We start from the raw sequence: 18,459 nt of genomic DNA, 5'->3' as shown, positions 1-18,459 counted from the left end.
CGTAAGTCCGGTCAAGTCCGAAGAGCTATCGGCAAACCGGAGCACCTTTGCGTTGGGCGGTGTCAAAATGAAAATGTCCAACGTGATAGCGGTCGGCGTCCGGGCCGAGCACGGTACTGAACACGCCACAAGCACCGCTGTGCAGTTTGCGTAAAACCGCGCTTTGTGCCTCGTCCTTCCACCCGTCCTGCACAGTGATTTGCGTGCCGTCCTGTAACACAAAGGTCGAGATATCGATGGCGCTTCCTCGCGCATGTTGCGACAGGCGTGCGCGTGGCTGGTTGTTCTGGGTTTTGCAGGCATAGTGCCCCACAACCCGCATCCCCTTGAGCCCGCCGCCCATGTCGGCAAACGCCGGTTTGGCGGTGTTTTCAATCCATGTTTTGAGCGTGACCGCCGTCTGGCAATCCATCAGTGAGAATTGGCTGAGCGCAACATCCGATATCCGGTAGACACTGACCGGATTGGATATGCCACAGCCTCGTGCTTTGCTTTTTAGGGCCTTGCGTGTTTCCCCTAAAATTGTCCAGTCACCACAAACCGCGCCGCGATCGCGCATCCTGTCGCGCCCCTGTTCCAGCTGCATAGTTGCGCAAGGGGGAAGGTCCTCGGGCGTCAATGCAGCGGGGGCGGCGTCGGCTGATGTGTCGGGCAGTGACAGATCAAGTTCGGCGTCAGGGTTGGCGCAGTCGATGCTGGCGCTTGTAAGCCCTGCACTTAAGCAGAGAAACAGAATTGTCAGACAGGCCTGCCTCATGGTTACTCGATACTCCGTTACACACGGTTACGGGTACAGGATGGGCAAAGCAGGGCCGTCTGTAAACTCAACTTTTCAGTGATTTGTTGGGTCAGGTTATTCCCTTGAGATGTCAAAACCCGGCGCGGCCAACTCAAAACCTTGGAAATCAAAGCCGGGAGAGACCGTGCAACTGACCAAGGTGTAGTCGCCCGTGCTGCGTGCAGCCTGCCAATGGCCTTCAGGAACGATCAGCTGCGGCGCGCCTTTTAACAGGTCAGGGGTCAGCAGATGATCGACCGCAGGCCCTTTATCTGTTGCGCTCAGAGACAGGACCAGAGGTGCGCCTGCGTGGTAGAGCCAGATTTCAGTGGCGTCGACCCGGTGCCAGTGGCTGCTTTCACCGGCCTGCAACAAGAAATAGATGCAAGTGCCGGTCGGGCGGCCTGCGTTTTCGGCACGCCATGTTTCGGCATACCACCCGCCTTCGGGATGACGTTGCAGGTTCAGGTGGTCGATAATGTCTTGTGCGGTCATAAGTGCCCTCTTGGTTCGGCGCGATTATGCACGGGACGATACGATCCGCTATGGTATTCGTGCGCCTAAACAATATGTAATGCGACATGACCCTGACGATCCCATTTGATAACACCTATGCCCGCTTGCCAGATGCATTTTTTGCGCGGCAGTCTCCTGTTCCCGTCCGTGCGCCGCAGATGATTGCGTTCAACGATGATTTGGCAAAGTTGCTGCAGATCACCCCAGGAGATGTGCAGGACATGGCCCAGGCTTTTGCCGGCAATCGTCTGCCCGAAGGCGCGGAGCCTATCGCGCAGCTGTATTCGGGGCATCAATTCGGACAGTATAACCCTCAATTGGGGGATGGGCGTGCGGTGTTGCTGGGCGAGACCGTGGGCACCGATGGGGCGCGCCGGGATATACAATTAAAAGGCTCGGGCCCCACGCCCTTTTCACGCCGAGGCGATGGTCGGGCTTGGCTGGGGCCGGTTCTGCGTGAATATGTGGTGTCCGAGGCGATGCACGCGCTGGGCGTCCCGACCACACGTGCTCTGGCCGCTGTAGAAACAGGTGAGACGGTGTTTCGCGAGGGCCCGATGCCGGGGGCGGTGTTGACGCGCGTGGCCAGCAGCCATCTGCGGGTGGGCACGTTTCAGGTTTTCGCCGCACGAGGGCAACTGGACAGTTTGCGCCAACTGACGGAATACGCCATCGCGCGTCACTATCCTGAGGCTGACGGGCCGATGGGTTTGTTGCGGGCGGTGCGGGACGCACAGGCCAAGTTGATCGCGCAGTGGATGAGCGTGGGATTCATTCACGGTGTTATGAACACTGACAATTGCTCGATCGCGGGTGAGACGATTGACTATGGTCCTTGCGCTTTCATGGACACGTATCACCCCAACACGGTCTACAGTTCGATTGACCGGATGGGGCGGTATGCCTATTCGAACCAGCCCGACATTGCCGTATGGAACCTTGCGCAGTTGGCGACGTCCTTGATCCAGCAGATGGATGACAAGGAGGCCGCTGTCGAAGAGGCGACTGAGATCGTTCATGCCATGCCAGAGCTTTTGCATCAGAACTGGTTGACGCTGTTCCGGGCTAAGATTGGTCTGACGACTGACGAAGAAGGTGATTTAAAGCTTGTGACGGATCTTCTGAAGCGGATGGCTGAAGGGCAGGCGGACTTCACCAACACTTTCCGGGCTTTGGGCAGCGTTTCCGCGCGGGATCAATTTGTTGACCCGGCCAGCTATGACAGTTGGGCCCAGGGCTGGCGCGCGCGATTAGAGCGCGAAGCGCAACCGATGGACGTGATGGCCGCTTCTAACCCGGCGTTCATTCCACGCAACCACCGTGTCGAACAGATGATCCAAGCTGCGGTGCAAGGGGATTACGCGCCGTTCCATCGGCTGAATGCCATCCTCGCTCGGCCTTACGATGATCAGGATGATGCCGCAGATTTGAGACGGCCCCCGGCCAAGAACGAGGTGGTGCACGCAACCTTCTGTGGGACGTGACCCAACTCGGGGGCGTTACTTTCGAACAATCTCCAATACTGCGGCGCTGACGATCAGCGCAGCGCCTAGAAACTCGCGCAGACCAAAGGGTTCTCCGGACAGTACGGCAGCCGAGGCGATGCCGACGACCACTTCGCTCATCAGCAGCAGGCCGACCCGCGATGGGGAAAGCTTTGTTGCTGGCCAAATCGTCATGTAGACCATGGGCAGGATGTAGAAGGCCGACAACAGGGCCAACAGAAGAACGCGGATCGCTTCACTTTGCGCGATGGATGGTAAAGCCTGCTCGGGCAGAACAAGAAGGCTGAATAGGGACAGGATCAGCGCACCGAAAACAAAGGCAAAGACCTGCCCCGAAATCGAGATGCGATTGACGCGATAAAGGCCCATAGAGCCCAGGGCCCAGCATACGCCTGATGCCAATGCCAGCCAATCGCCTATGTTTTGCGGCCAGGGCACGAAACCCGCGCCGCCCAGAACAACAAAAAGGCCGCCCAACCCGCAGAAGAGACCGGCAAGACGCATAAGGTTGAGGCGTTCACCCAAAACCATGACGCCCAGAAGCGTGCCCCAAATGGGCGTGAGGTAGAACAGCAGGATCGACCGGACAACGTCAGTGTATACAAGACTGATGGAATACAGGCTGAACGCGGCACCCGTGAACATCCCGCTGAGCATCAGGTTGCGCCATTCGCGAACAAGTGTGTGTCGGTCGCTCCAAACAAATGGGAATAGAGCGATCAGGGCCGCGCAATACATGACAATCCCGGGCCAGGGGCCGGTCAGACCCTGATCCAGAAAGAACCGAACCGGGATCCAGTAGAGCCCCCATAGCGCGCCGCCCATGACCAGAACCAGGCTGGCGCGGGTGCTGTTGACCGGCTGTGTCTGATGCAGTTCCATTCAGCCCCTCAGGTTGCGGCGGTTTGGCCGTTCCACTGCAACCGGATAGAGCAGGGGATCAAAAGGAACAATCCTTTGGTGATCGCTTGCGGGTCGTTTGCCAATAAATCGTGCGATTGGCGTTGTTTCTTTCCGAGGCATTCGTTCTGTATCGGAACAGGGGGGGTTGCGCGCCGCGCCAGAGGTGGCACATTGAGCGCAAGCCCATTGGTCAAGCCCTTATGAAACAGTCTTCAACCCTACGTATCGCCAGCTATAACATTCAAAAATGCCTCGGGCTGGATTTCCGGCGTCAACCGCAGCGTATCCTGCAGGTCATCGAACACATGCGGGCCGACATCGTTGTGCTGCAAGAGGCAGACAAACGCCTGCCGCCGCGCCCGGCAGCCCTGCCGCATTTCATGCTGGACGAGGCGGGTTGGCAGATCGTCGATCTTGGCGGGGCCGGCAGCCTTGGGTGGCATGGTAATGCAGTCATATGGCGTGGGGATGGTATTTCCGTACGTCAAAAAGGGCATCATGACTTGCCGGGGTTAGAGCCGCGCGGCGCGGTCCGAGTCGAGTTCGATACTCAAATCGGGCCGTTGCGGGTGATGGGGATGCATCTTGGGTTGCTGCCGGCATCGCGGCGGCAGCAGATTTCGCACATCCGGCGCTTTGATGATGATCTGGCCAAGATGCCAACCGTCTGGGCCGGGGATTTCAACGAATGGTCGCGGCAGCCGGTTCTGGACCATCTGGCCCCCGAGATGCGTTTTCTACCGCCCCGACCCAGCTTTCCCGCAGCGCAACCGCTTGGCGCGTTGGACCGGATCGCGCTGGGCGCAGGGGTGAAAGCCACCGCGCATGGGGTTCACGACGCGCGCCCGGCACATATCGCATCGGATCATCTGCCTGTCTGGGCCGATCTGACACGTGCTGCGTAAGATCAGCGGAAAAGCAGAAATCCCTGTGGCGCAAACTGCACAGACATACTAAGACAGATACCCGAGCAAGTCTGAGGGGCATCATGTCGGAAACGATTATTGGGCGTTGTGAGGCCAAGGGCCTGCGCATGACCGGTCAAAGAAGGATCATCGCGCAGGTGCTGGAACAAAGCGACGACCATCCGGATGTCGAAGAGCTCTATTCACGTGCTTCTGCCGTCGACAAAGGTATTTCGATTGCAACCGTATATCGGACGGTGAAACTGTTTGAAGAAGCGGGGATTCTGGAGCGTCTGGAATTCGGCGATGGCCGCGCACGGTACGAGGATGCCGAGCGTGACCATCATGATCACTTGATCGATATGCAATCGGGTGAGGTGATAGAATTCGTCGACCCTGAGATCGAAGCCCTTCAGGAAAAAATCGCGGCAAAGCTGGGGTACAAACTGAAAGGCCATCGGCTGGAGCTGTATGGCGTGCCACTGGAACAGGATTAAATCATCACGAAACGCGATTGATCCCCTCACGTTAATTCATCACGCGTGACGGGAAATGTCTTGCCAGAGGCCATTGGTTGAGGTTGTTGTGCGCATAGGCACCCAAAGTGCTTTTTCCTGTGGACGCGCATATGAACAACGTAAACGGCATTCTGCTGCTCATTGGGTCGATGGCGGCCTTTGCACTTGAGGACATGTTCATCAAGGTTCTGTCGGTCTCGGTGCCGACAGGGCAGATCATGGTGTTCCTCGGCGTGGTCTGTACGCTCGTGTTTGCGGCTCTGTCAGTGGCCTCGCGCAAACGCGTCTTTGACCCGATGGCCTGGAAGCTATTGCCGTTGGCGCGCGCCGCAACCGAAGGGATCGGGGCAGTAACCTTTGTTACGGCGCTGTCTTTGATCGACCTTTCAACGGTCGCCGCCGTTTTTCAGGTCCTGCCGCTGGCTGTCACCATGGGGGCAGCAATGTTTTTGGGGGAACACGTCGGCTGGCGGCGTTGGAGCGCGATTGGCGTGGGTTTTATCGGCGTTCTGATGATCATTCGTCCCGGTTTCCAAGGGTTCCAGCCCGAGTCTCTTTTTGTGATTTTGTCCGTCCTGGCCATTGCTGCGCGCGATCTCATCACGCGTAAGCTGGATGCGCGAGTCGCCTCGACCGTTGTAGCGATGCAAGCGTTCATTGCAGTTGCGCTGGCTGGCGTGCTGTTGATGGCGATTTCCGGTGCATCATTTGTGCCGCTTCAGGACGGACAATCGCTACCGTATCTCGGGGCCGTAGGGTCCGGTGTGATTGGGTATTACGGCATTGTCACCGCGATGCGTGTCGGCGAAGCGTCGGCATTGATGCCGTTCCGCTACACGCGTCTGGTGTTCTCGATCGTTGCAGGAATGCTGGTTTTTGGGGAGCGGCCAGATGCGCTGACGCTTGCGGGCGCGACACTTATCATTGGGTCCGGACTTTATACCTTTGTTCGCGAGCGGCGTTTGGCAAACGAACTGGCTCCGGTCTAATTGTGTTGGCGCAAACAACAGGCTGTTAGCCCTAAAGGTCCGAAAATGTGCCTGTTAGCGATAACGGAACCGGTTTACATTTGGGCCGGTGCTGCTATGACGCGTGCAACCGACTGCAGCCATAGGAACGGGCCTCATGAGCACCATTATCGACATCCACGCACGCGAAATTCTGGACAGCCGGGGCAACCCGACAGTTGAGGTTGACGTGATTCTGGAAGACGGCACCATGGGCCGTGCTGCCGTGCCGTCCGGGGCATCAACCGGTGCCTATGAGGCAGTGGAAAAGCGCGACGGTGACAAAGCGCGTTACATGGGCAAGGGTGTTCTGGAAGCCGTTGCCGCCGTGAACGGTGAGATCGCCGAAGAACTGGTAGGTTTCGACGCGACCGAACAGGTGGCCATCGATCAGGCGATGATCGAGTTGGACGGGACCGAAAACAAAGGCCGTCTCGGTGCAAATGCCATTCTGGGTGTTTCGTTGGCCACAGCCAAGGCCGCGGCCGATTTCACAACCCAGCCGCTCTATCGCTATGTGGGCGGCACCTCGGCCCGTGTTCTGCCGGTTCCAATGATGAACATCATCAACGGGGGCGAACACGCAGATAACCCGATCGACATTCAGGAATTCATGATCATGCCGACCTCGGCCGCGAATATCCGCGAGGCGGTGCGCATGGGGTCCGAAGTGTTTCATACACTGAAGAAAGAGCTCTCGGCAGCTGGTCTGGCCACCGGTGTCGGTGATGAGGGTGGCTTTGCTCCGAACATCGCAAGCACCCGCGAAGCGCTGGATTTCATTCTGAAATCCATCGAAAAGGCGGGTTATAAGCCGGGCGAGGAAATCCATCTGGCGCTGGATTGCGCCGCGACTGAATACTTCAAAGACGGCAAATACGTTCTGGCGGGTGAGGGCACGACTCTGACTTCGGAAGAAAACGCCGCCTATCTGGCGGCGTTGGTCAACGACTATCCCATCATCTCGATCGAGGACGGCATGTCCGAAGATGACTGGGACGGCTGGAAAGCCCTGACCGACGCCATCGGTGACAAAGTACAGTTGGTGGGCGACGACCTGTTCGTGACCAACCCCGCACGTCTGGCCGAAGGGATCGAACGCGGCTGCGCCAACTCGATGCTGGTCAAGGTGAACCAGATCGGTTCGCTGACCGAGACTCTGCGCGCTGTCGATATGGCCCACCGCGCGCGTTACACCAACGTCATGTCCCACCGCTCGGGCGAGACCGAGGATGCAACCATCGCCGATCTGGCCGTGGCAACCAATTGCGGTCAGATCAAAACCGGCTCGTTGGCGCGGTCGGACCGGTTGGCTAAGTACAACCAACTGATCCGTATCGAGGAATCGCTGGGCGAGGTCGCGGAATACGCGGGCGCGTCGATCCTTCGCAAATAACACATCTGATGCTAGGCTGACCCTCGGACACAATCCGGGGGCCACGTCTTGCTAAAGATCATTGAACCAGAAACGCCGGACCAGTTGAACGCGGTTCGGCGTTTGTGTTGGGACTATCGGGATTTCCTGCTGACCTTGGATGAAAAATCCGTTCAGATCGTTCAGACCTTTTATCCAAAGGAAAAATACGCCCGTTTGATGGACAACATCGAGGTGGATCACGCACCGCCAAATGGTGGGATCAAGTTGGCTGTGTTGGAAGGTGAGCCGATTGGTTGCGGCATGTTTCATACAATCGCGCCGGGCGTGGCCGAGATAAAGCGGGTGTATGTAATTGATGCGGCAAGGGGATCTGGCGCGGGCCGTGCCATTATGTTGTCGCTGATTGAAACCTGCAGGGATCTTGGCTTTGACTATATCCGAATGGATACCGGAAAACCGCTGGAGGCAGCGACTCAATTATACCTGTCGTTGGGGTTTACCCTGCGCGACGCATACTCTGAGATTCCAGAAATCGCACGGGACCACCTGATTTTTTTCGAGATGTCGCTTACGAAACTCAAAAAAACTAAAAATAACGATAGTTGAATTTAATCAGTGTTTTAGCAACCAGGATTGCCCTGATCTGTTTACGAGAACCCTGCTTTAGTAAAGTTATGTGTGAACTTGTTACTAACCAAGTTCATTCTGAATGCAGTAATCTCGTTTCATTGCAGAAAGGGGAGTACGATGTCTGTATCAAAATTCCTTCTGATCATCACCGCAGCGTCCATCACAGTTCTGTCCGCTTGTTCCGAGCCGGGGACATATCCGATAACCGGAGAACCAGTTTCAGCGAACGATCCGGTTCAGGACATGAATCCAGCGAATATCTTCAGAGGCGAGTCGCGCTAAAGCGCTTTGCTCATCAGCATGTATCTGTCACGCGGTTTGAATCCGGTGCGCAGGTACAGTTTCTGAGCGGCCTCGCTGGTGCGGTCGACTTCCAAGTGCAATGCCGTCAATCCTGCTCCAGCCAGAGCTTTGGGCAGATCCAGCAAAACCTCGGTCGCGATACCGCGGCCACGAACGGCAGGACGGATATAGATTTCGTCCACGAAACCGTCCATGCCACCAAATTCGACCGACCAGCCGAAGGTCAGGATGATATACCCCAACGGTGCACGCCCCGGTCCGATCAGATAGACACAGCCATGAGGGATGCCTTCCAGTAAGGGGGCAAGGGCATTTCGGGTTTTGTCGGCGTCCTGTTCTATTCGCGCTTCGGCGTGAAACGCAGTGACCAGCGCCATCAAGCGGTCCAGATCTTCGGGGCGCGCAAGGCGCAGAGCGGCGCTCATAGTCGGCCCAGCCTTTCTGTCAGTAGCTCAAAGAAGCCATCCGCATCGAGATCACCGATGAACAGGGCGTTTGGTGCGCGGTCGGTTACGCCCCACCAATCGGCGACGGTCATACCCATGGTCAGTTCCGACCGGGTCTCAACCTCGACATTCACGTGGCGGCCCGAGAATAGCTCAGGCCGGATCAGATAAGCGGTCACGCAGGGGTCATGCAACGGTGCACCTGCGCTTCCGTATTTTTCCTTGTCGAAGCGCTCAAAAAAGTCGGTCATTTCAGCCACTGCAATGCCGACCTTGTTTCCCAATGCTCGGAACGCATCATTGCGGGGTTTGGTGACCAGCGCCTTATGCGTGACATCCAGGGGCATAACCACGATGGGCCTGCCGGATCGGAAAACGATATCAGCAGCTTCTGGATCGACGTGGATGTTGAATTCGGCTGTGGGTGTGATGTTGCCTACTTCGAAATATGCGCCCCCCATCAGCACGATTTCCTGCACCCGATCGACGATGTCGGGGGCCTTGCGGAACGCCATGGCGATGTTGGTCAGCGGCCCCAACGGGCAGAGTGTCACGGTGCCTGAGTCATGTTTGCGCAGTGTCTCGATGATGAAATCAACCGCATGTCCGTCTGCCAGCGGCATTTCAGGGTCCGGCAGAACGGGCCCGTCTAGCCCGGTTTTGCCGTGCACATGTTCTGCCGTGACCAAAGGGCGGATCAGGGGGCGATCACAACCCGCATAGACTGGAACACCCGTCTGCCCCGCTAGTTCGCAGACAATCCGTGCGTTCTTGGCAGTCAGCGACAAGGGCACATTCCCGGCGACGGCAGTAATACCCAGAACCTCGATCTCATCCGGACTGGCCAAGGCCAGCAGGATGGCGACGGCGTCGTCTTGTCCGGGGTCGGTATCGATGATGATTTTGCGCGGTGCCATTATGCCTCCGGGGTCTTGAAACGCGGACACTCGCAAGTGTCACCGCACTTGTCCAGCAGTTTCAGGCCCCGGTCGGCGCGTCCACCGGCGGGAGTTTGCCATTGGCGCGATGCTCGTCGGTTTTGACTTCGTCCCAAAGCGCATCCATCTCGGCAAGATCGCTTTGCGCGGGGGTCTTGCCCCGCTCGGCCAGACGGGCCTCGACCTGTTCAAAGCGGCGGGTGAACTTGGCATTGGTACGGCGCAGGGCGGCTTCGGGTTCGATACCCAGATGACGACCCAGATTGACCATCACAAACAGGAGATCACCGAATTCGTCCTCCAGCGCATCGGCGTCCATCTTGTCCCGCGCTTCTTCCAGTTCAGCCGCTTCTTCGGTGATCTTTGCCAACACATGGCTGGCATCGGGCCAGTCAAAGCCTACGCGTGCAGCGCGTTTTTGCAGTTTGTGCGCACGCAGCAGGGCGGGCAGGTTCGCCGCGACACCGTCCAACGCGCCCTTTTGTTCCTTGCCTGCACGCTCGGCGGCCTTGATCGCTTCCCAATCCTTGGTCTGCTGATCGGCTGACTTATCGCGGGATTCGTCGCCAAATACGTGGGGATGACGGCTGACCATCTTGTCCGACATGGTGCGGACCACGTCTTGAAAGGTGAAATGCCCGGCCTCTTCAGCCATTTGCGCGTGAAAGACAGATTGGAACAGAAGATCGCCCAGTTCTCCTTTCAGCTCATCATAAGCCTCGCGCTCAATGGCGTCGGCGACTTCATACGCTTCTTCAATCGTATAGGGTGCGATGGTCGCGAAATCCTGTTCGATGTCCCATGGGCAACCGCTTTGCGGGTCGCGCAGGCGGCGCATGATTTCGAGTAACCGTTCGATACCAGCGTCGCTGTTGTGGATTAGAGGATTTTCGGCCATTGCGAACCCTTTCGTTCCGGTGTCAGATGCATCCATCCCGCAGTCCCGATCAGGAGTCCACCCCAGATGCCCGTCGTCAACCGAATTGCCGATTTCTCAGCCGATATGGCTGCGTGGCGTCAGCACTTGCACACGATCCCTGAACTGGAGTTCGAGTGCTATGAGACAGCCGCCTTTGTGGCCGAGCGTCTGCGCGAGTTCGGGGTGGATGAACTGCATGAAGGCATCGCCAAGACCGGAATGGTTGCGATCATCAACGGGCAGGGCGAGGGGCCGACCATCGGCCTGCGCGCGGATATGGATGCCCTGCCGATTCCAGAAGAAACAGGTGTCGAATATGCTTCGAAGAACCCAGGTAAGATGCACGCCTGCGGTCATGACGGCCACACCACGATGCTGTTGGGCGCGGCGCGCTATCTGGCCGAGACACGGAACTTCAGCGGTCGCGTGGCGCTGATCTTTCAGCCTGCCGAGGAAGAGGGCGGCGGTGCCGGGGTGATGGTCGAAGAAGGCATCATGGACCGGTTCGACATCTCGCAGGTTTACGGAATACACAACGACCCGGGAAACCCGGAAGGCGCTTTCTATACCACGGCGGGCCCGATTATGGCGGCGGTGGATTCGTTCGAGATTCATATACAGGGTGTCGGAGGGCATGGCGCGTTGCCCCATCAAACCAAAGACCCCGTTATGGCGGCCTGCGGTATTGCGCAGGCGATCCAAACCATCGTCAGCCGCAACCACTATGCAGTGGAAGATCTGGTGGTCTCGGTCACACAGATCCATGCGGGAACGGTTAACAACGTAATTCCGGACACTGCTTATCTGAACGGCACGGTGCGCACCTTTGACCCGTCTGTGCAGAAGATGGTCATGGAGCGGATGGAGCAGATCGTTCAGGGGCAGGCCGCGTCTTACGGGGTTGAGGCGCGGTTGGATTATCAGGTTGGGTATCCCGCGACGATCAATGATGTCGAAAAAACCGCTTTTGCTGCCGATGTTGCGCGCGAAGTCTCTGGGCCTGAACGCGTGGTCGACACTATGGGGCGCGATATGGGAGCCGAGGATTTTTCATACATGCTTAAGGAACGACCGGGTGCGTATCTGTTCTTGGGGCAAGGCGATGGTGCAGGGCTGCACCATCCCAAGTACAACTTTAACGACGATATAGCGCCTATCGGCGCGTCCTTTTTCGCACGCATCGTGGAAAAGGCGCAGCCGTTGGGTTGATGGGGTAAACAAATGGCACTGGAAGACGCAAAAAACCAGGTGGACGAAGCGTTCACTAATCCCGATCTCAAAGGGTTGTCTTATGAGAACACTTTTGGCGGAGCGACCTCGTTCCTGCGGCGGCTTTATACCAAAGATCTGGACGGGGTGGACATCGCCGTGACCGGTGTACCCTTCGATCAGGCTGTCACCAACCGCCCCGGAACGCGCCTTGGCCCACGTGCGATCCGCGAGGCCAGCGCTCTGCAATCGCCCGATGCGCCCTATGGCTGGCCTTTTGATGCGCTCAGCGAACTCGCCATCGTGGACTACGGAGACATGGCTTATGACTATGCCAATATTCCGGCCTTTCCCGACACACTGACCGATCATATCCGCACCATTCTGGCGGCCGATGTAGCGTCTGTCACGCTGGGCGGGGACCACTATATCAGTTTCCCGATCCTGAAAGCCTATGCCGAGAAATACGGGCCGATGTCGTTGCTGCAATTCGATGCGCATACAGACACCTGGGCCGATGATGATATGTCCCGCGTTGATCACGGAACAATGTTCTACAAGGCAGTAAAGTCTGGGATCGTAGACCCAAAGCGGTCCGTTCAGGTGGGCATTCGCACCACCAATGAGGACACATTGGGCGTCAACATCATCGACGCGCGCGAGGTCTATGAATCCGGCCCAGCCGCGGTCGCGCAGAAGATCAAAGGAATACTGGGTAACAGCCCAGTCTATCTGAGCTTTGACATCGACGGGCTGGACCCTGCCTTTGCGCCGGGCACCGGCACGCCGGTCTGGGGCGGGTTAAGTTCCATTCAGGCACAGATCATCCTGCGTGACATTGCCGGGATTAACATCAAGGGCGGAGACGTGGTCGAGGTCTCTCCGCCTTTCGACACGTCGGGTGCAACAGCGATTGCCGGGGCGCATGTGGCGACGCAGATCATCTGTCTGCTGGGCTGGGGCAAGTTGGCAAAGGCGAAAGAGTAAACCCGTTGGGATACGCGTTAACTTCTGGTTAGCCATACTTCCGGTATGTGCTGGAAGACGTGAAAAAAAGGATGGGGCGGCACGCGCATGACAGAATTCAACCAACCGGTCAGTGGCAATGACTTGGCGCGATTTTCGGGGCCGAACACGTTTATGCGCCTTCCGCAGGCCGCTTCACTGGCAGGGCTGGACGTAGCGGTACTGGGGATTCCGATGGATATCGGCACCTCGTGGCGGTCGGGCACACGATTTGGCCCGAAACAGATCCGCAGCGAAAGCGCGATGATCCGGCCCTATAACATGGCCACGTCTGCGGCCCCGTTCGAAAGTCTGCAGATTGCCGATATTGGCGATCTGGCGATCAATACCTTCTCATTGTCGGACAGCCTGAGGATCATCAAAGAAAGCTATGATGCGATACTGGCAAAAAATGTGATCCCGGTCGCGATGGGGGGAGATCATTCGATCACATTGCCGATCCTGCGGGCGATTGCGGCAAAGCACGGGCCGGTGGCGCTGGTGCATGTGGATGCCCATGCGGACGTGAATGAAGAGATGTTTGGCGAAAAGGAAACCCACGGCACCGTTTTTCGCCGCGCGTATGAAGAGGGGCTGATCGTTCCCGACAAGACCTTTCAGATCGGCATTCGTGGATCTGGCTACGCGGCCTCAGACTTTACCGAGGCCAAGGATTGGGGTTTTCGCCAGTTTCCCGCCTGGGAGCTCTGGCAGCAGAACCTGACCCAAATCGGCTCGCAGATTCGCAAGACCATCGGCGAGCAACCGGTTTATATCACCTATGACATCGACAGCCTGGATCCTGCTTTTGCTCCGGGCACCGGCACACCCGAGATTGCGGGGCTGACAACACCACAAGCACTGCAACTGATCCATGCGCTGCAGGGGGTGAACGTGGTGGGATGTGATCTGGTCGAGGTCTCTCCGCCTTATGATCCGTCGGGCAACACGGCGCTTACAGCGGCGAACCTGATATACGAGATGCTGTGCATCCTACCGGGGTGACGTCACGGTAAAGCGGGGCGGAATGGCTTGTCCCGGCGCTTGATCCGCATAGGGTTTCTCCAAAAGGATAATGCGGGATGAAAAAGATGGTTCTTTGGGGGGTATTCGCGCTTGTGATCGGGCTGGGCGCCTATATCCGACTGGCCCCATCCGACCCCGCGCACTGGAACATTGCGCCGGTCGCACCCGTGGATCAGGACCTGCCCGGCGGTGTGGTGCGCGTTGTCGAAACCGGTCCAGACGGGTTGCAGCGGCTGGACCAGATCATCCGCGCCACGCCCCGCACATCGGTGTTGGCAGGTTCCGTCGAAGCAGGCATGATCACCTACATCACCCGCACGAAATGGATCGGCTTTCCCGACTACACCACGGTTCAGCAGGACGGCAACTCTCTGCGCGTTCATGGCCGCTTGCGGTTTGGGCGCAAAGACTTTGGCGTGAACAAGGCGCGGGTTGATGGGTGGTTGAAACAGATGTGACTTTGCGCCTGTGGTTTAAGACGCCCCGTCCGGTGCTGCGTTTCCGAGGGGTGTACTTTGCAACCTTGATGACAGGCACCCTTCCTGAACCTCTCGCCACATGGGAACGTTCAGCGACATCTGACACTGCGCGGTGAACATGCGACCATCGACCTGCAGGCAGATCATCTCGCCCAACTCAATGCGAGACCCCGATGTATCGGTGCAATAGCAATCGCGGGTTTTACCGTCCGGGCCGACGTAATCGGCGAAAACCGGCGTGGATGTCAGCAGTAAAGCAAGCAAAATCCGTTTCATGACAGCGAGCTTAGCATGACGTTGCCCTTGACCAAAGCCCCGGGATGAGAGACACCGCCCGGATGATCCCTGAAGAACGTCTTGAACAGATCACCCAGCGTTTTCAATACCTCGAAGCAGCCATGGCCGATGGCGCGTCGGGGGGCGATATTGCGACGCTGGCCAAGGAATACTCCGACCTCAAGCCGGTGGTTGATCAGATCATGGCCTGGCGTCAGCTGGTCGCGGATCTGGCCGAGGCCGAGGCGATGCTGGCCGACCCGGATATGAAAGAACTGGCCGAGGAGGAAATCCCTCAGTTGCGGGCCAGTATTCCGGCGGCGGAACAAGCCCTGCAGCTGGCGCTGCTGCCAAAAGACGAAGCCGATGCGCGCCCGGCGATGCTGGAAATTCGTCCTGGGACCGGTGGGGATGAGGCCGCTTTGTTCGCAGGCGACCTCTTGCGCATGTACCAGCGCTATGCCGAGGCGCGGGGCTGGCGGTTTGAGATCATTGAGGAACAGGCTTCGGATTTGGGCGGCATTAAAGAGGTCGTGGCCCATATCAAGGGCGACAATGTGTTTGCCCGGATGAAATACGAATCTGGTGTGCACCGCGTGCAGCGCGTGCCCGAGACGGAAAGCGGTGGGCGCATTCATACCTCGGCTGCAACCGTGGCGGTTCTGCCGGAGGCCGAGGATGTGGACATTCAGATCGACGCAAATGACATAAGAATCGATACGATGCGCAGCTCGGGCGCGGGCGGGCAGCACGTGAACACCACCGACTCGGCGGTACGGATCACGCACCTTCCGACGGGGTTGGTTGTAACGAGTTCCGAGAAGTCTCAGCATCGAAACCGCGAGATTGCCATGCAGGTTCTGAAGACGCGGCTCTATGATCTGGAGCGGCAACGGATCGACAGTGAACGCTCGGCAGATCGGGCCAGTCAGGTGGGCTCGGGCGACCGCTCGGAACGTATTCGCACCTATAACTTCCCACAAGGTCGCATGACGGATCACCGGATCAACCTAACGCTCTATAAGCTTGATCAGGTGATGCAGGGCGATCTGGATGAGGTTATCGACGCGTTGACGGCTGATGATCAGGCGCGGCTGTTGGCCGAGATGGCGCAATGACCGGCCTGCAAACAGCGGCACAGGCCATGGTGGCGGCAACGGCCCGTTTGCGGGCGGCTGGCGTGGATGATCCTGCCCGGGATGCGCGCCTGCTGCTGGCCCACGCGGCGCGTATTGAAGCCAGCCGGGTAACACTGATTGCACCGGAAGAGTTGCAGCCCGAGATTGCCGAGCGTTATGACCAATTGATCTCGCTTCGCGCCATTCGGGTGCCGGTTTCACATTTGTTGGGCGAGCGCGAGTTTTATGGGCGCAAATTTCGGGTCAGCCGAGATGTGCTGGACCCACGCCCCGAAACTGAAACATTGATAGAAGCAGCCCTGAGCGCGCCGTTTGATCATGTTCTGGACCTCGGTGTGGGGTCGGGGTGCATTCTGATCACGTTGTTGGCCGAGCGCACCAGTGCCTCAGGTGTTGGGGTCGATCTGAGCGAGGCGGCCTGTCTCCAGGCCAGCGCCAACGCCGTTGAGCATCATGTAGAGGGGCGGGTTGATATTGTACGTTCAAACTGGTTTGAGAACATTGATGGTCAATTTGACCTTATTGTTTCCAATCCCCCCTATGTCTCGGTCGAGGAAATGGCTGATCTGTCGCCGGAGGTGAAAGAGCACGAACCACGCATGGCTTTGACCGACGAAGGTGACGGGCTGGGCGCTTATCGGCGGATCGCTGCGTCGGCCCCGGATTTCCTGTTGCCGGGTGGGCGGATTCTTGTGGAAATTGGCCCAACGCAGGCAAAAAAAGTTGGCGCTTTGTTTGATGCGGCGGGGCTTGTTGATGTCCGGGTGATCCCTGATCTGGATGGGCGCGACCGTGTGGTTGGCGCAAAAATGCCGGGTTGATCGGCGAGATTGCGACCAAAAAGCGCTGCCCAGACTAAAAAAGCTGGTGAAAACCCGAGATTCCTCTTGTCTGCGCGCTCAGGACATGTTTACTCAGGATTAGTCGGCGAGGTTGATGCTGTTGCAGCTCACCCCTGACGCCAAGCCCAAAAAAGTCGAGATCCCGTCACGGCAAACGCCTCAGAGCAGTGCAAGAAACGGGTGGTTCGACAGCGAATTGACAAGGCTGACGTAAAGTAAGATGAGATCTTCCAAATCCCGCTCGCGGGCCAAGAATAACCGCAATCGTCCCTCCGGCGGCAACGTCGTAAACCGTGTTTTTGATAGCTCGGGCCCCGAGGGCAAGGTGCGTGGCACGCCGCAGCAGATCATTGACAAATACAACCAATTGGCTCGTGACGCGCAACTGTCCAATGACCGCGTGGCCGCCGAGAACTTTCAGCAGCACGCCGAGCATTATCTTCGGATGCTGAGTGAAGCGCAGCGCGAAATGGAAGCCCGCCGGGAAGAGCAAGAGCGCCAAAACCGCGAACGCCAGGCAGAGCGTGATCGCGAACGCGCCGAACGGCAGGAACGCGAAGCCGCCCGTCAGGCCGACCCGGCCGAAGCGCCGCAGCCGGATGTGATGGATTTTGCGGCGCCCGAGGCAACGCCGGAAAGCGGTCTGGTCGAGACACCGGAAAGCAAAGGCGCCGAACCTCCGGCACAGGAGAAAAAGGAAAAACCTGCGCGCAAACCGCGCACACGTAAGCCCAAACCGGCGCCAGCGGCGGAAGATGCCCCCAAAACCGATGGGGACGCACCGGAAGCGGCTGAATAAGCAAAAAAGCGGTTTGAACAAAAGCCCCGGTAGAGCCGGGGCTTTTTTGTTTTCAGGTCTTTTGAACTTCGCGGGCCAGCGCGCAGAATGCTTCCAGCGGGACTTGTTCGGCGCGTTCCGTGGGTTGTATGCCTGCGGCCAGCAAACGGTCTTCGATATTGGAGGCCACGCCCTTCAATGAAGCTCGCAACATCTTGCGGCGTTGATTGAAGGCCGCAGCTACAACGCGGGACAAGGTGGCAGCATCGGCGGGATAGCGGGGATCGGGCAGGGCGGACAGGTGAACCACGGCGCTGGACACCTTGGGCGGTGGGGTGAACGCGCCCGGGGGCAGCGACATGGCGATGCGCGCCTCAGCCCGCCATTGGGCGAGGATGGCGAGACGGCCATACGCTTTGCTGCCGGGTTGCGCGACGATGCGTTCAGCCACTTCTCGTTGGAACATCAGCGTCAGGCTTTGCCAGAATGGTGGCCACTCAGGTGGTGTTAGCCAACGGACCAGCAATTCGGTGCCCACGTTATAGGGCAGGTTGGCGGCAACACGGATCGGCGGTGTAAGGTATTCCAGCGGATTGATTTCCAGCGCATCGCCGTTGATGACCTGAAGCCGTCCGGGATAGGCGGCGGCGATGTCGTTCAGGGCAGCGATACAGCGCGTGTCTTTTTCCACTGCCACGACCTTGCGCGCGCCTTCAGACAAAAGCCCGCGTGTCAGGCCGCCGGGGCCAGGTCCGATTTCCAGCACATCACATTCTGTCAGGTCCCCGGCCTGGCGGGCGATCTTGGCGGTCAGGTTGAGGTCCAGCAGGAAGTTCTGACCCAGCGATTTGCGTGCTGAAAGCTGATGGGTTGCGATGACCTCGCGCAGCGGGGGAAGATTGTCGATAGCGCTCATGATCCAATTACCGTGACGCAAGGTGGAGGGAGTACGCCAGAGA

Annotated in this window: 22 protein-coding genes; 14 read left to right on the top strand and 8 right to left on the bottom strand. The window is 58.2% G+C overall.

Features of this window, described 5'->3' with window-relative positions:
* Positions 1-25: 25 nt before the first annotated feature.
* Positions 26-757, bottom strand: a complete 732-nt coding sequence (locus GS632_RS06230) for an extensin family protein (RefSeq protein ID WP_171721469.1) — start codon at positions 755-757, stop codon at positions 26-28.
* A gap of 96 nt (positions 758-853) precedes the next feature.
* Complete coding sequence (locus GS632_RS06225; RefSeq protein ID WP_171237723.1) at positions 854-1,273, bottom strand: cupin domain-containing protein; 420 nt, start codon at positions 1,271-1,273, stop codon at positions 854-856.
* A gap of 86 nt (positions 1,274-1,359) precedes the next feature.
* On the opposite strand from GS632_RS06225, the gene GS632_RS06220 reads away from it, so the two are divergent.
* On the top strand, positions 1,360-2,778 hold the full coding sequence (locus tag GS632_RS06220) for a YdiU family protein (RefSeq protein ID WP_171237722.1): 1,419 nt from the start codon (positions 1,360-1,362) through the stop codon (positions 2,776-2,778).
* 15 nt (positions 2,779-2,793) lie between these two features.
* On the opposite strand, the gene GS632_RS06215 is transcribed toward GS632_RS06220, so the two are convergent.
* Positions 2,794-3,681: a DMT family transporter gene (locus GS632_RS06215; protein ID WP_171721468.1), complete on the bottom strand. Its 888-nt coding sequence runs from the start codon at positions 3,679-3,681 to the stop codon at positions 2,794-2,796.
* A gap of 221 nt (positions 3,682-3,902) precedes the next feature.
* On the opposite strand from GS632_RS06215, the gene GS632_RS06210 reads away from it, so the two are divergent.
* From GS632_RS06210 to GS632_RS06185, 6 genes are all read left to right on the top strand, one after another.
* Positions 3,903-4,607, top strand: a complete 705-nt coding sequence (locus GS632_RS06210; protein WP_171179822.1) for an endonuclease/exonuclease/phosphatase family protein — start codon at positions 3,903-3,905, stop codon at positions 4,605-4,607.
* Positions 4,608-4,690: 83 nt separating this feature from the next.
* Positions 4,691-5,104 carry a Fur family transcriptional regulator gene (locus tag GS632_RS06205; protein ID WP_050602224.1) on the top strand — a complete coding sequence of 138 codons (414 nt, stop codon included), beginning with the start codon at positions 4,691-4,693 and terminating at the stop codon, positions 5,102-5,104.
* Between the two features lie 131 nt (positions 5,105-5,235).
* Complete coding sequence (locus GS632_RS06200) at positions 5,236-6,114, top strand: DMT family transporter (protein ID WP_171721467.1); 879 nt, start codon at positions 5,236-5,238, stop codon at positions 6,112-6,114.
* Between the two features lie 136 nt (positions 6,115-6,250).
* Positions 6,251-7,528 carry a phosphopyruvate hydratase gene (eno, locus tag GS632_RS06195; protein WP_171237719.1) on the top strand — a complete coding sequence of 426 codons (1,278 nt, stop codon included), beginning with the start codon at positions 6,251-6,253 and terminating at the stop codon, positions 7,526-7,528.
* A 48-nt stretch (positions 7,529-7,576) separates the two neighbouring features.
* Positions 7,577-8,116, top strand: coding sequence for a GNAT family N-acetyltransferase (locus tag GS632_RS06190; RefSeq protein WP_171237718.1), 540 nt, complete (start codon positions 7,577-7,579; stop codon positions 8,114-8,116).
* Positions 8,117-8,257: 141 nt separating this feature from the next.
* Positions 8,258-8,422, top strand: a complete 165-nt coding sequence (locus tag GS632_RS06185) for a hypothetical protein (RefSeq protein WP_171179830.1) — start codon at positions 8,258-8,260, stop codon at positions 8,420-8,422.
* Here the strand turns inward: GS632_RS06185 and GS632_RS06180 are convergent.
* The 3 genes from GS632_RS06180 to mazG form a co-directional block, all read right to left on the bottom strand.
* Complete coding sequence (locus tag GS632_RS06180; RefSeq protein ID WP_171179832.1) at positions 8,419-8,868, bottom strand: GNAT family N-acetyltransferase; 450 nt, start codon at positions 8,866-8,868, stop codon at positions 8,419-8,421. The genes GS632_RS06185 and GS632_RS06180 overlap by 4 nt on opposite strands.
* Positions 8,865-9,806 (bottom strand): nucleoside hydrolase, encoded by a 942-nt coding sequence (locus GS632_RS06175; protein WP_171237717.1) that lies wholly within the window; start codon positions 9,804-9,806, stop codon positions 8,865-8,867. The genes GS632_RS06180 and GS632_RS06175 overlap by 4 nt, the downstream gene beginning before the upstream one ends.
* A gap of 61 nt (positions 9,807-9,867) precedes the next feature.
* Positions 9,868-10,725 carry a nucleoside triphosphate pyrophosphohydrolase gene (gene mazG / locus GS632_RS06170; protein ID WP_171237850.1) on the bottom strand — a complete coding sequence of 286 codons (858 nt, stop codon included), beginning with the start codon at positions 10,723-10,725 and terminating at the stop codon, positions 9,868-9,870.
* Positions 10,726-10,791: 66 nt separating this feature from the next.
* Between mazG and GS632_RS06165 the strand changes: the two genes are divergently transcribed.
* The 4 genes from GS632_RS06165 to GS632_RS06150 all read left to right on the top strand — a co-directional run bounded on the left by GS632_RS06165 (position 10,792) and on the right by GS632_RS06150 (position 14,444).
* Complete coding sequence (locus tag GS632_RS06165) at positions 10,792-11,955, top strand: M20 aminoacylase family protein (RefSeq protein ID WP_171721466.1); 1,164 nt, start codon at positions 10,792-10,794, stop codon at positions 11,953-11,955.
* Between the two features lie 12 nt (positions 11,956-11,967).
* A complete protein-coding gene (gene speB, locus GS632_RS06160; protein WP_171721465.1) occupies positions 11,968-12,942 on the top strand; it encodes an agmatinase in 975 nt (324 codons plus the stop codon).
* A gap of 87 nt (positions 12,943-13,029) precedes the next feature.
* Positions 13,030-13,965, top strand: a complete 936-nt coding sequence (gene speB / locus GS632_RS06155) for an agmatinase (protein ID WP_171721464.1) — start codon at positions 13,030-13,032, stop codon at positions 13,963-13,965.
* Between the two features lie 77 nt (positions 13,966-14,042).
* The gene (locus GS632_RS06150) at positions 14,043-14,444 is read left to right on the top strand and encodes a DUF1499 domain-containing protein (RefSeq protein WP_171179845.1); all 402 of its coding nucleotides are present in this window, start codon (positions 14,043-14,045) and stop codon (positions 14,442-14,444) included.
* Between the two features lie 15 nt (positions 14,445-14,459).
* Here GS632_RS06150 and GS632_RS06145 read toward each other — a convergent pair whose 3' ends face one another.
* Positions 14,460-14,741 carry a hypothetical protein gene (locus GS632_RS06145; RefSeq protein ID WP_171179847.1) on the bottom strand — a complete coding sequence of 94 codons (282 nt, stop codon included), beginning with the start codon at positions 14,739-14,741 and terminating at the stop codon, positions 14,460-14,462.
* A 62-nt stretch (positions 14,742-14,803) separates the two neighbouring features.
* Here GS632_RS06145 and prfA point away from each other — a divergent pair, with 62 nt between their 5' ends.
* From prfA to GS632_RS06130, 3 genes are all read left to right on the top strand, one after another.
* Positions 14,804-15,859, top strand: coding sequence for a peptide chain release factor 1 (gene prfA, locus GS632_RS06140; RefSeq protein ID WP_171619443.1), 1,056 nt, complete (start codon positions 14,804-14,806; stop codon positions 15,857-15,859).
* Positions 15,856-16,701, top strand: a complete 846-nt coding sequence (gene prmC, locus GS632_RS06135) for a peptide chain release factor N(5)-glutamine methyltransferase (RefSeq protein WP_171237716.1) — start codon at positions 15,856-15,858, stop codon at positions 16,699-16,701. Before prfA ends, prmC begins: the two co-directional genes overlap by 4 nt.
* A 241-nt stretch (positions 16,702-16,942) precedes the next feature.
* The gene (locus GS632_RS06130) at positions 16,943-17,521 is read left to right on the top strand and encodes a DUF4167 domain-containing protein (protein WP_171179851.1); all 579 of its coding nucleotides are present in this window, start codon (positions 16,943-16,945) and stop codon (positions 17,519-17,521) included.
* Positions 17,522-17,573: 52 nt separating this feature from the next.
* Here the strand turns inward: GS632_RS06130 and rsmA are convergent, their stop codons facing one another.
* A complete protein-coding gene (gene rsmA, locus GS632_RS06125) occupies positions 17,574-18,416 on the bottom strand; it encodes a 16S rRNA (adenine(1518)-N(6)/adenine(1519)-N(6))-dimethyltransferase RsmA (protein WP_171237715.1) in 843 nt (280 codons plus the stop codon).
* Positions 18,417-18,459: the final 43 nt, after the last annotated feature.

It is taken from the genome of Ruegeria sp. HKCCD7296, assembly GCF_013110775.1.
GTDB lineage: Bacteria > Pseudomonadota > Alphaproteobacteria > Rhodobacterales > Rhodobacteraceae > Ruegeria.
Note: the sequence above shows the minus strand (reverse complement) of the source record. Positions and strands in the feature narration are given on the sequence as shown.

Coding starts and splice junctions, on each gene's coding strand:
- GS632_RS06230 (WP_171721469.1), bottom strand. CDS start 757: ATGAGGCAGGCCTGTCTGACAATTCTGTTTCTCTGCTTAAGTGCAGGG.
- GS632_RS06225 (WP_171237723.1), bottom strand. CDS start 1,273: ATGACCGCACAAGACATTATCGACCACCTGAACCTGCAACGTCATCCC.
- GS632_RS06220 (WP_171237722.1), top strand. CDS start 1,360: ATGACCCTGACGATCCCATTTGATAACACCTATGCCCGCTTGCCAGAT.
- GS632_RS06215 (WP_171721468.1), bottom strand. CDS start 3,681: ATGGAACTGCATCAGACACAGCCGGTCAACAGCACCCGCGCCAGCCTG.
- GS632_RS06210 (WP_171179822.1), top strand. CDS start 3,903: ATGAAACAGTCTTCAACCCTACGTATCGCCAGCTATAACATTCAAAAA.
- GS632_RS06205 (WP_050602224.1), top strand. CDS start 4,691: ATGTCGGAAACGATTATTGGGCGTTGTGAGGCCAAGGGCCTGCGCATG.
- GS632_RS06200 (WP_171721467.1), top strand. CDS start 5,236: ATGAACAACGTAAACGGCATTCTGCTGCTCATTGGGTCGATGGCGGCC.
- eno (WP_171237719.1), top strand. CDS start 6,251: ATGAGCACCATTATCGACATCCACGCACGCGAAATTCTGGACAGCCGG.
- GS632_RS06185 (WP_171179830.1), top strand. CDS start 8,258: ATGTCTGTATCAAAATTCCTTCTGATCATCACCGCAGCGTCCATCACA.
- GS632_RS06180 (WP_171179832.1), bottom strand. CDS start 8,868: ATGAGCGCCGCTCTGCGCCTTGCGCGCCCCGAAGATCTGGACCGCTTG.
- GS632_RS06175 (WP_171237717.1), bottom strand. CDS start 9,806: ATGGCACCGCGCAAAATCATCATCGATACCGACCCCGGACAAGACGAC.
- mazG (WP_171237850.1), bottom strand. CDS start 10,725: ATGGCCGAAAATCCTCTAATCCACAACAGCGACGCTGGTATCGAACGG.
- GS632_RS06165 (WP_171721466.1), top strand. CDS start 10,792: ATGCCCGTCGTCAACCGAATTGCCGATTTCTCAGCCGATATGGCTGCG.
- speB (WP_171721465.1), top strand. CDS start 11,968: ATGGCACTGGAAGACGCAAAAAACCAGGTGGACGAAGCGTTCACTAAT.
- speB (WP_171721464.1), top strand. CDS start 13,030: ATGACAGAATTCAACCAACCGGTCAGTGGCAATGACTTGGCGCGATTT.
- GS632_RS06150 (WP_171179845.1), top strand. CDS start 14,043: ATGAAAAAGATGGTTCTTTGGGGGGTATTCGCGCTTGTGATCGGGCTG.
- GS632_RS06145 (WP_171179847.1), bottom strand. CDS start 14,741: ATGAAACGGATTTTGCTTGCTTTACTGCTGACATCCACGCCGGTTTTC.
- prfA (WP_171619443.1), top strand. CDS start 14,804: ATGATCCCTGAAGAACGTCTTGAACAGATCACCCAGCGTTTTCAATAC.
- prmC (WP_171237716.1), top strand. CDS start 15,856: ATGACCGGCCTGCAAACAGCGGCACAGGCCATGGTGGCGGCAACGGCC.
- GS632_RS06130 (WP_171179851.1), top strand. CDS start 16,943: ATGAGATCTTCCAAATCCCGCTCGCGGGCCAAGAATAACCGCAATCGT.
- rsmA (WP_171237715.1), bottom strand. CDS start 18,416: ATGAGCGCTATCGACAATCTTCCCCCGCTGCGCGAGGTCATCGCAACC.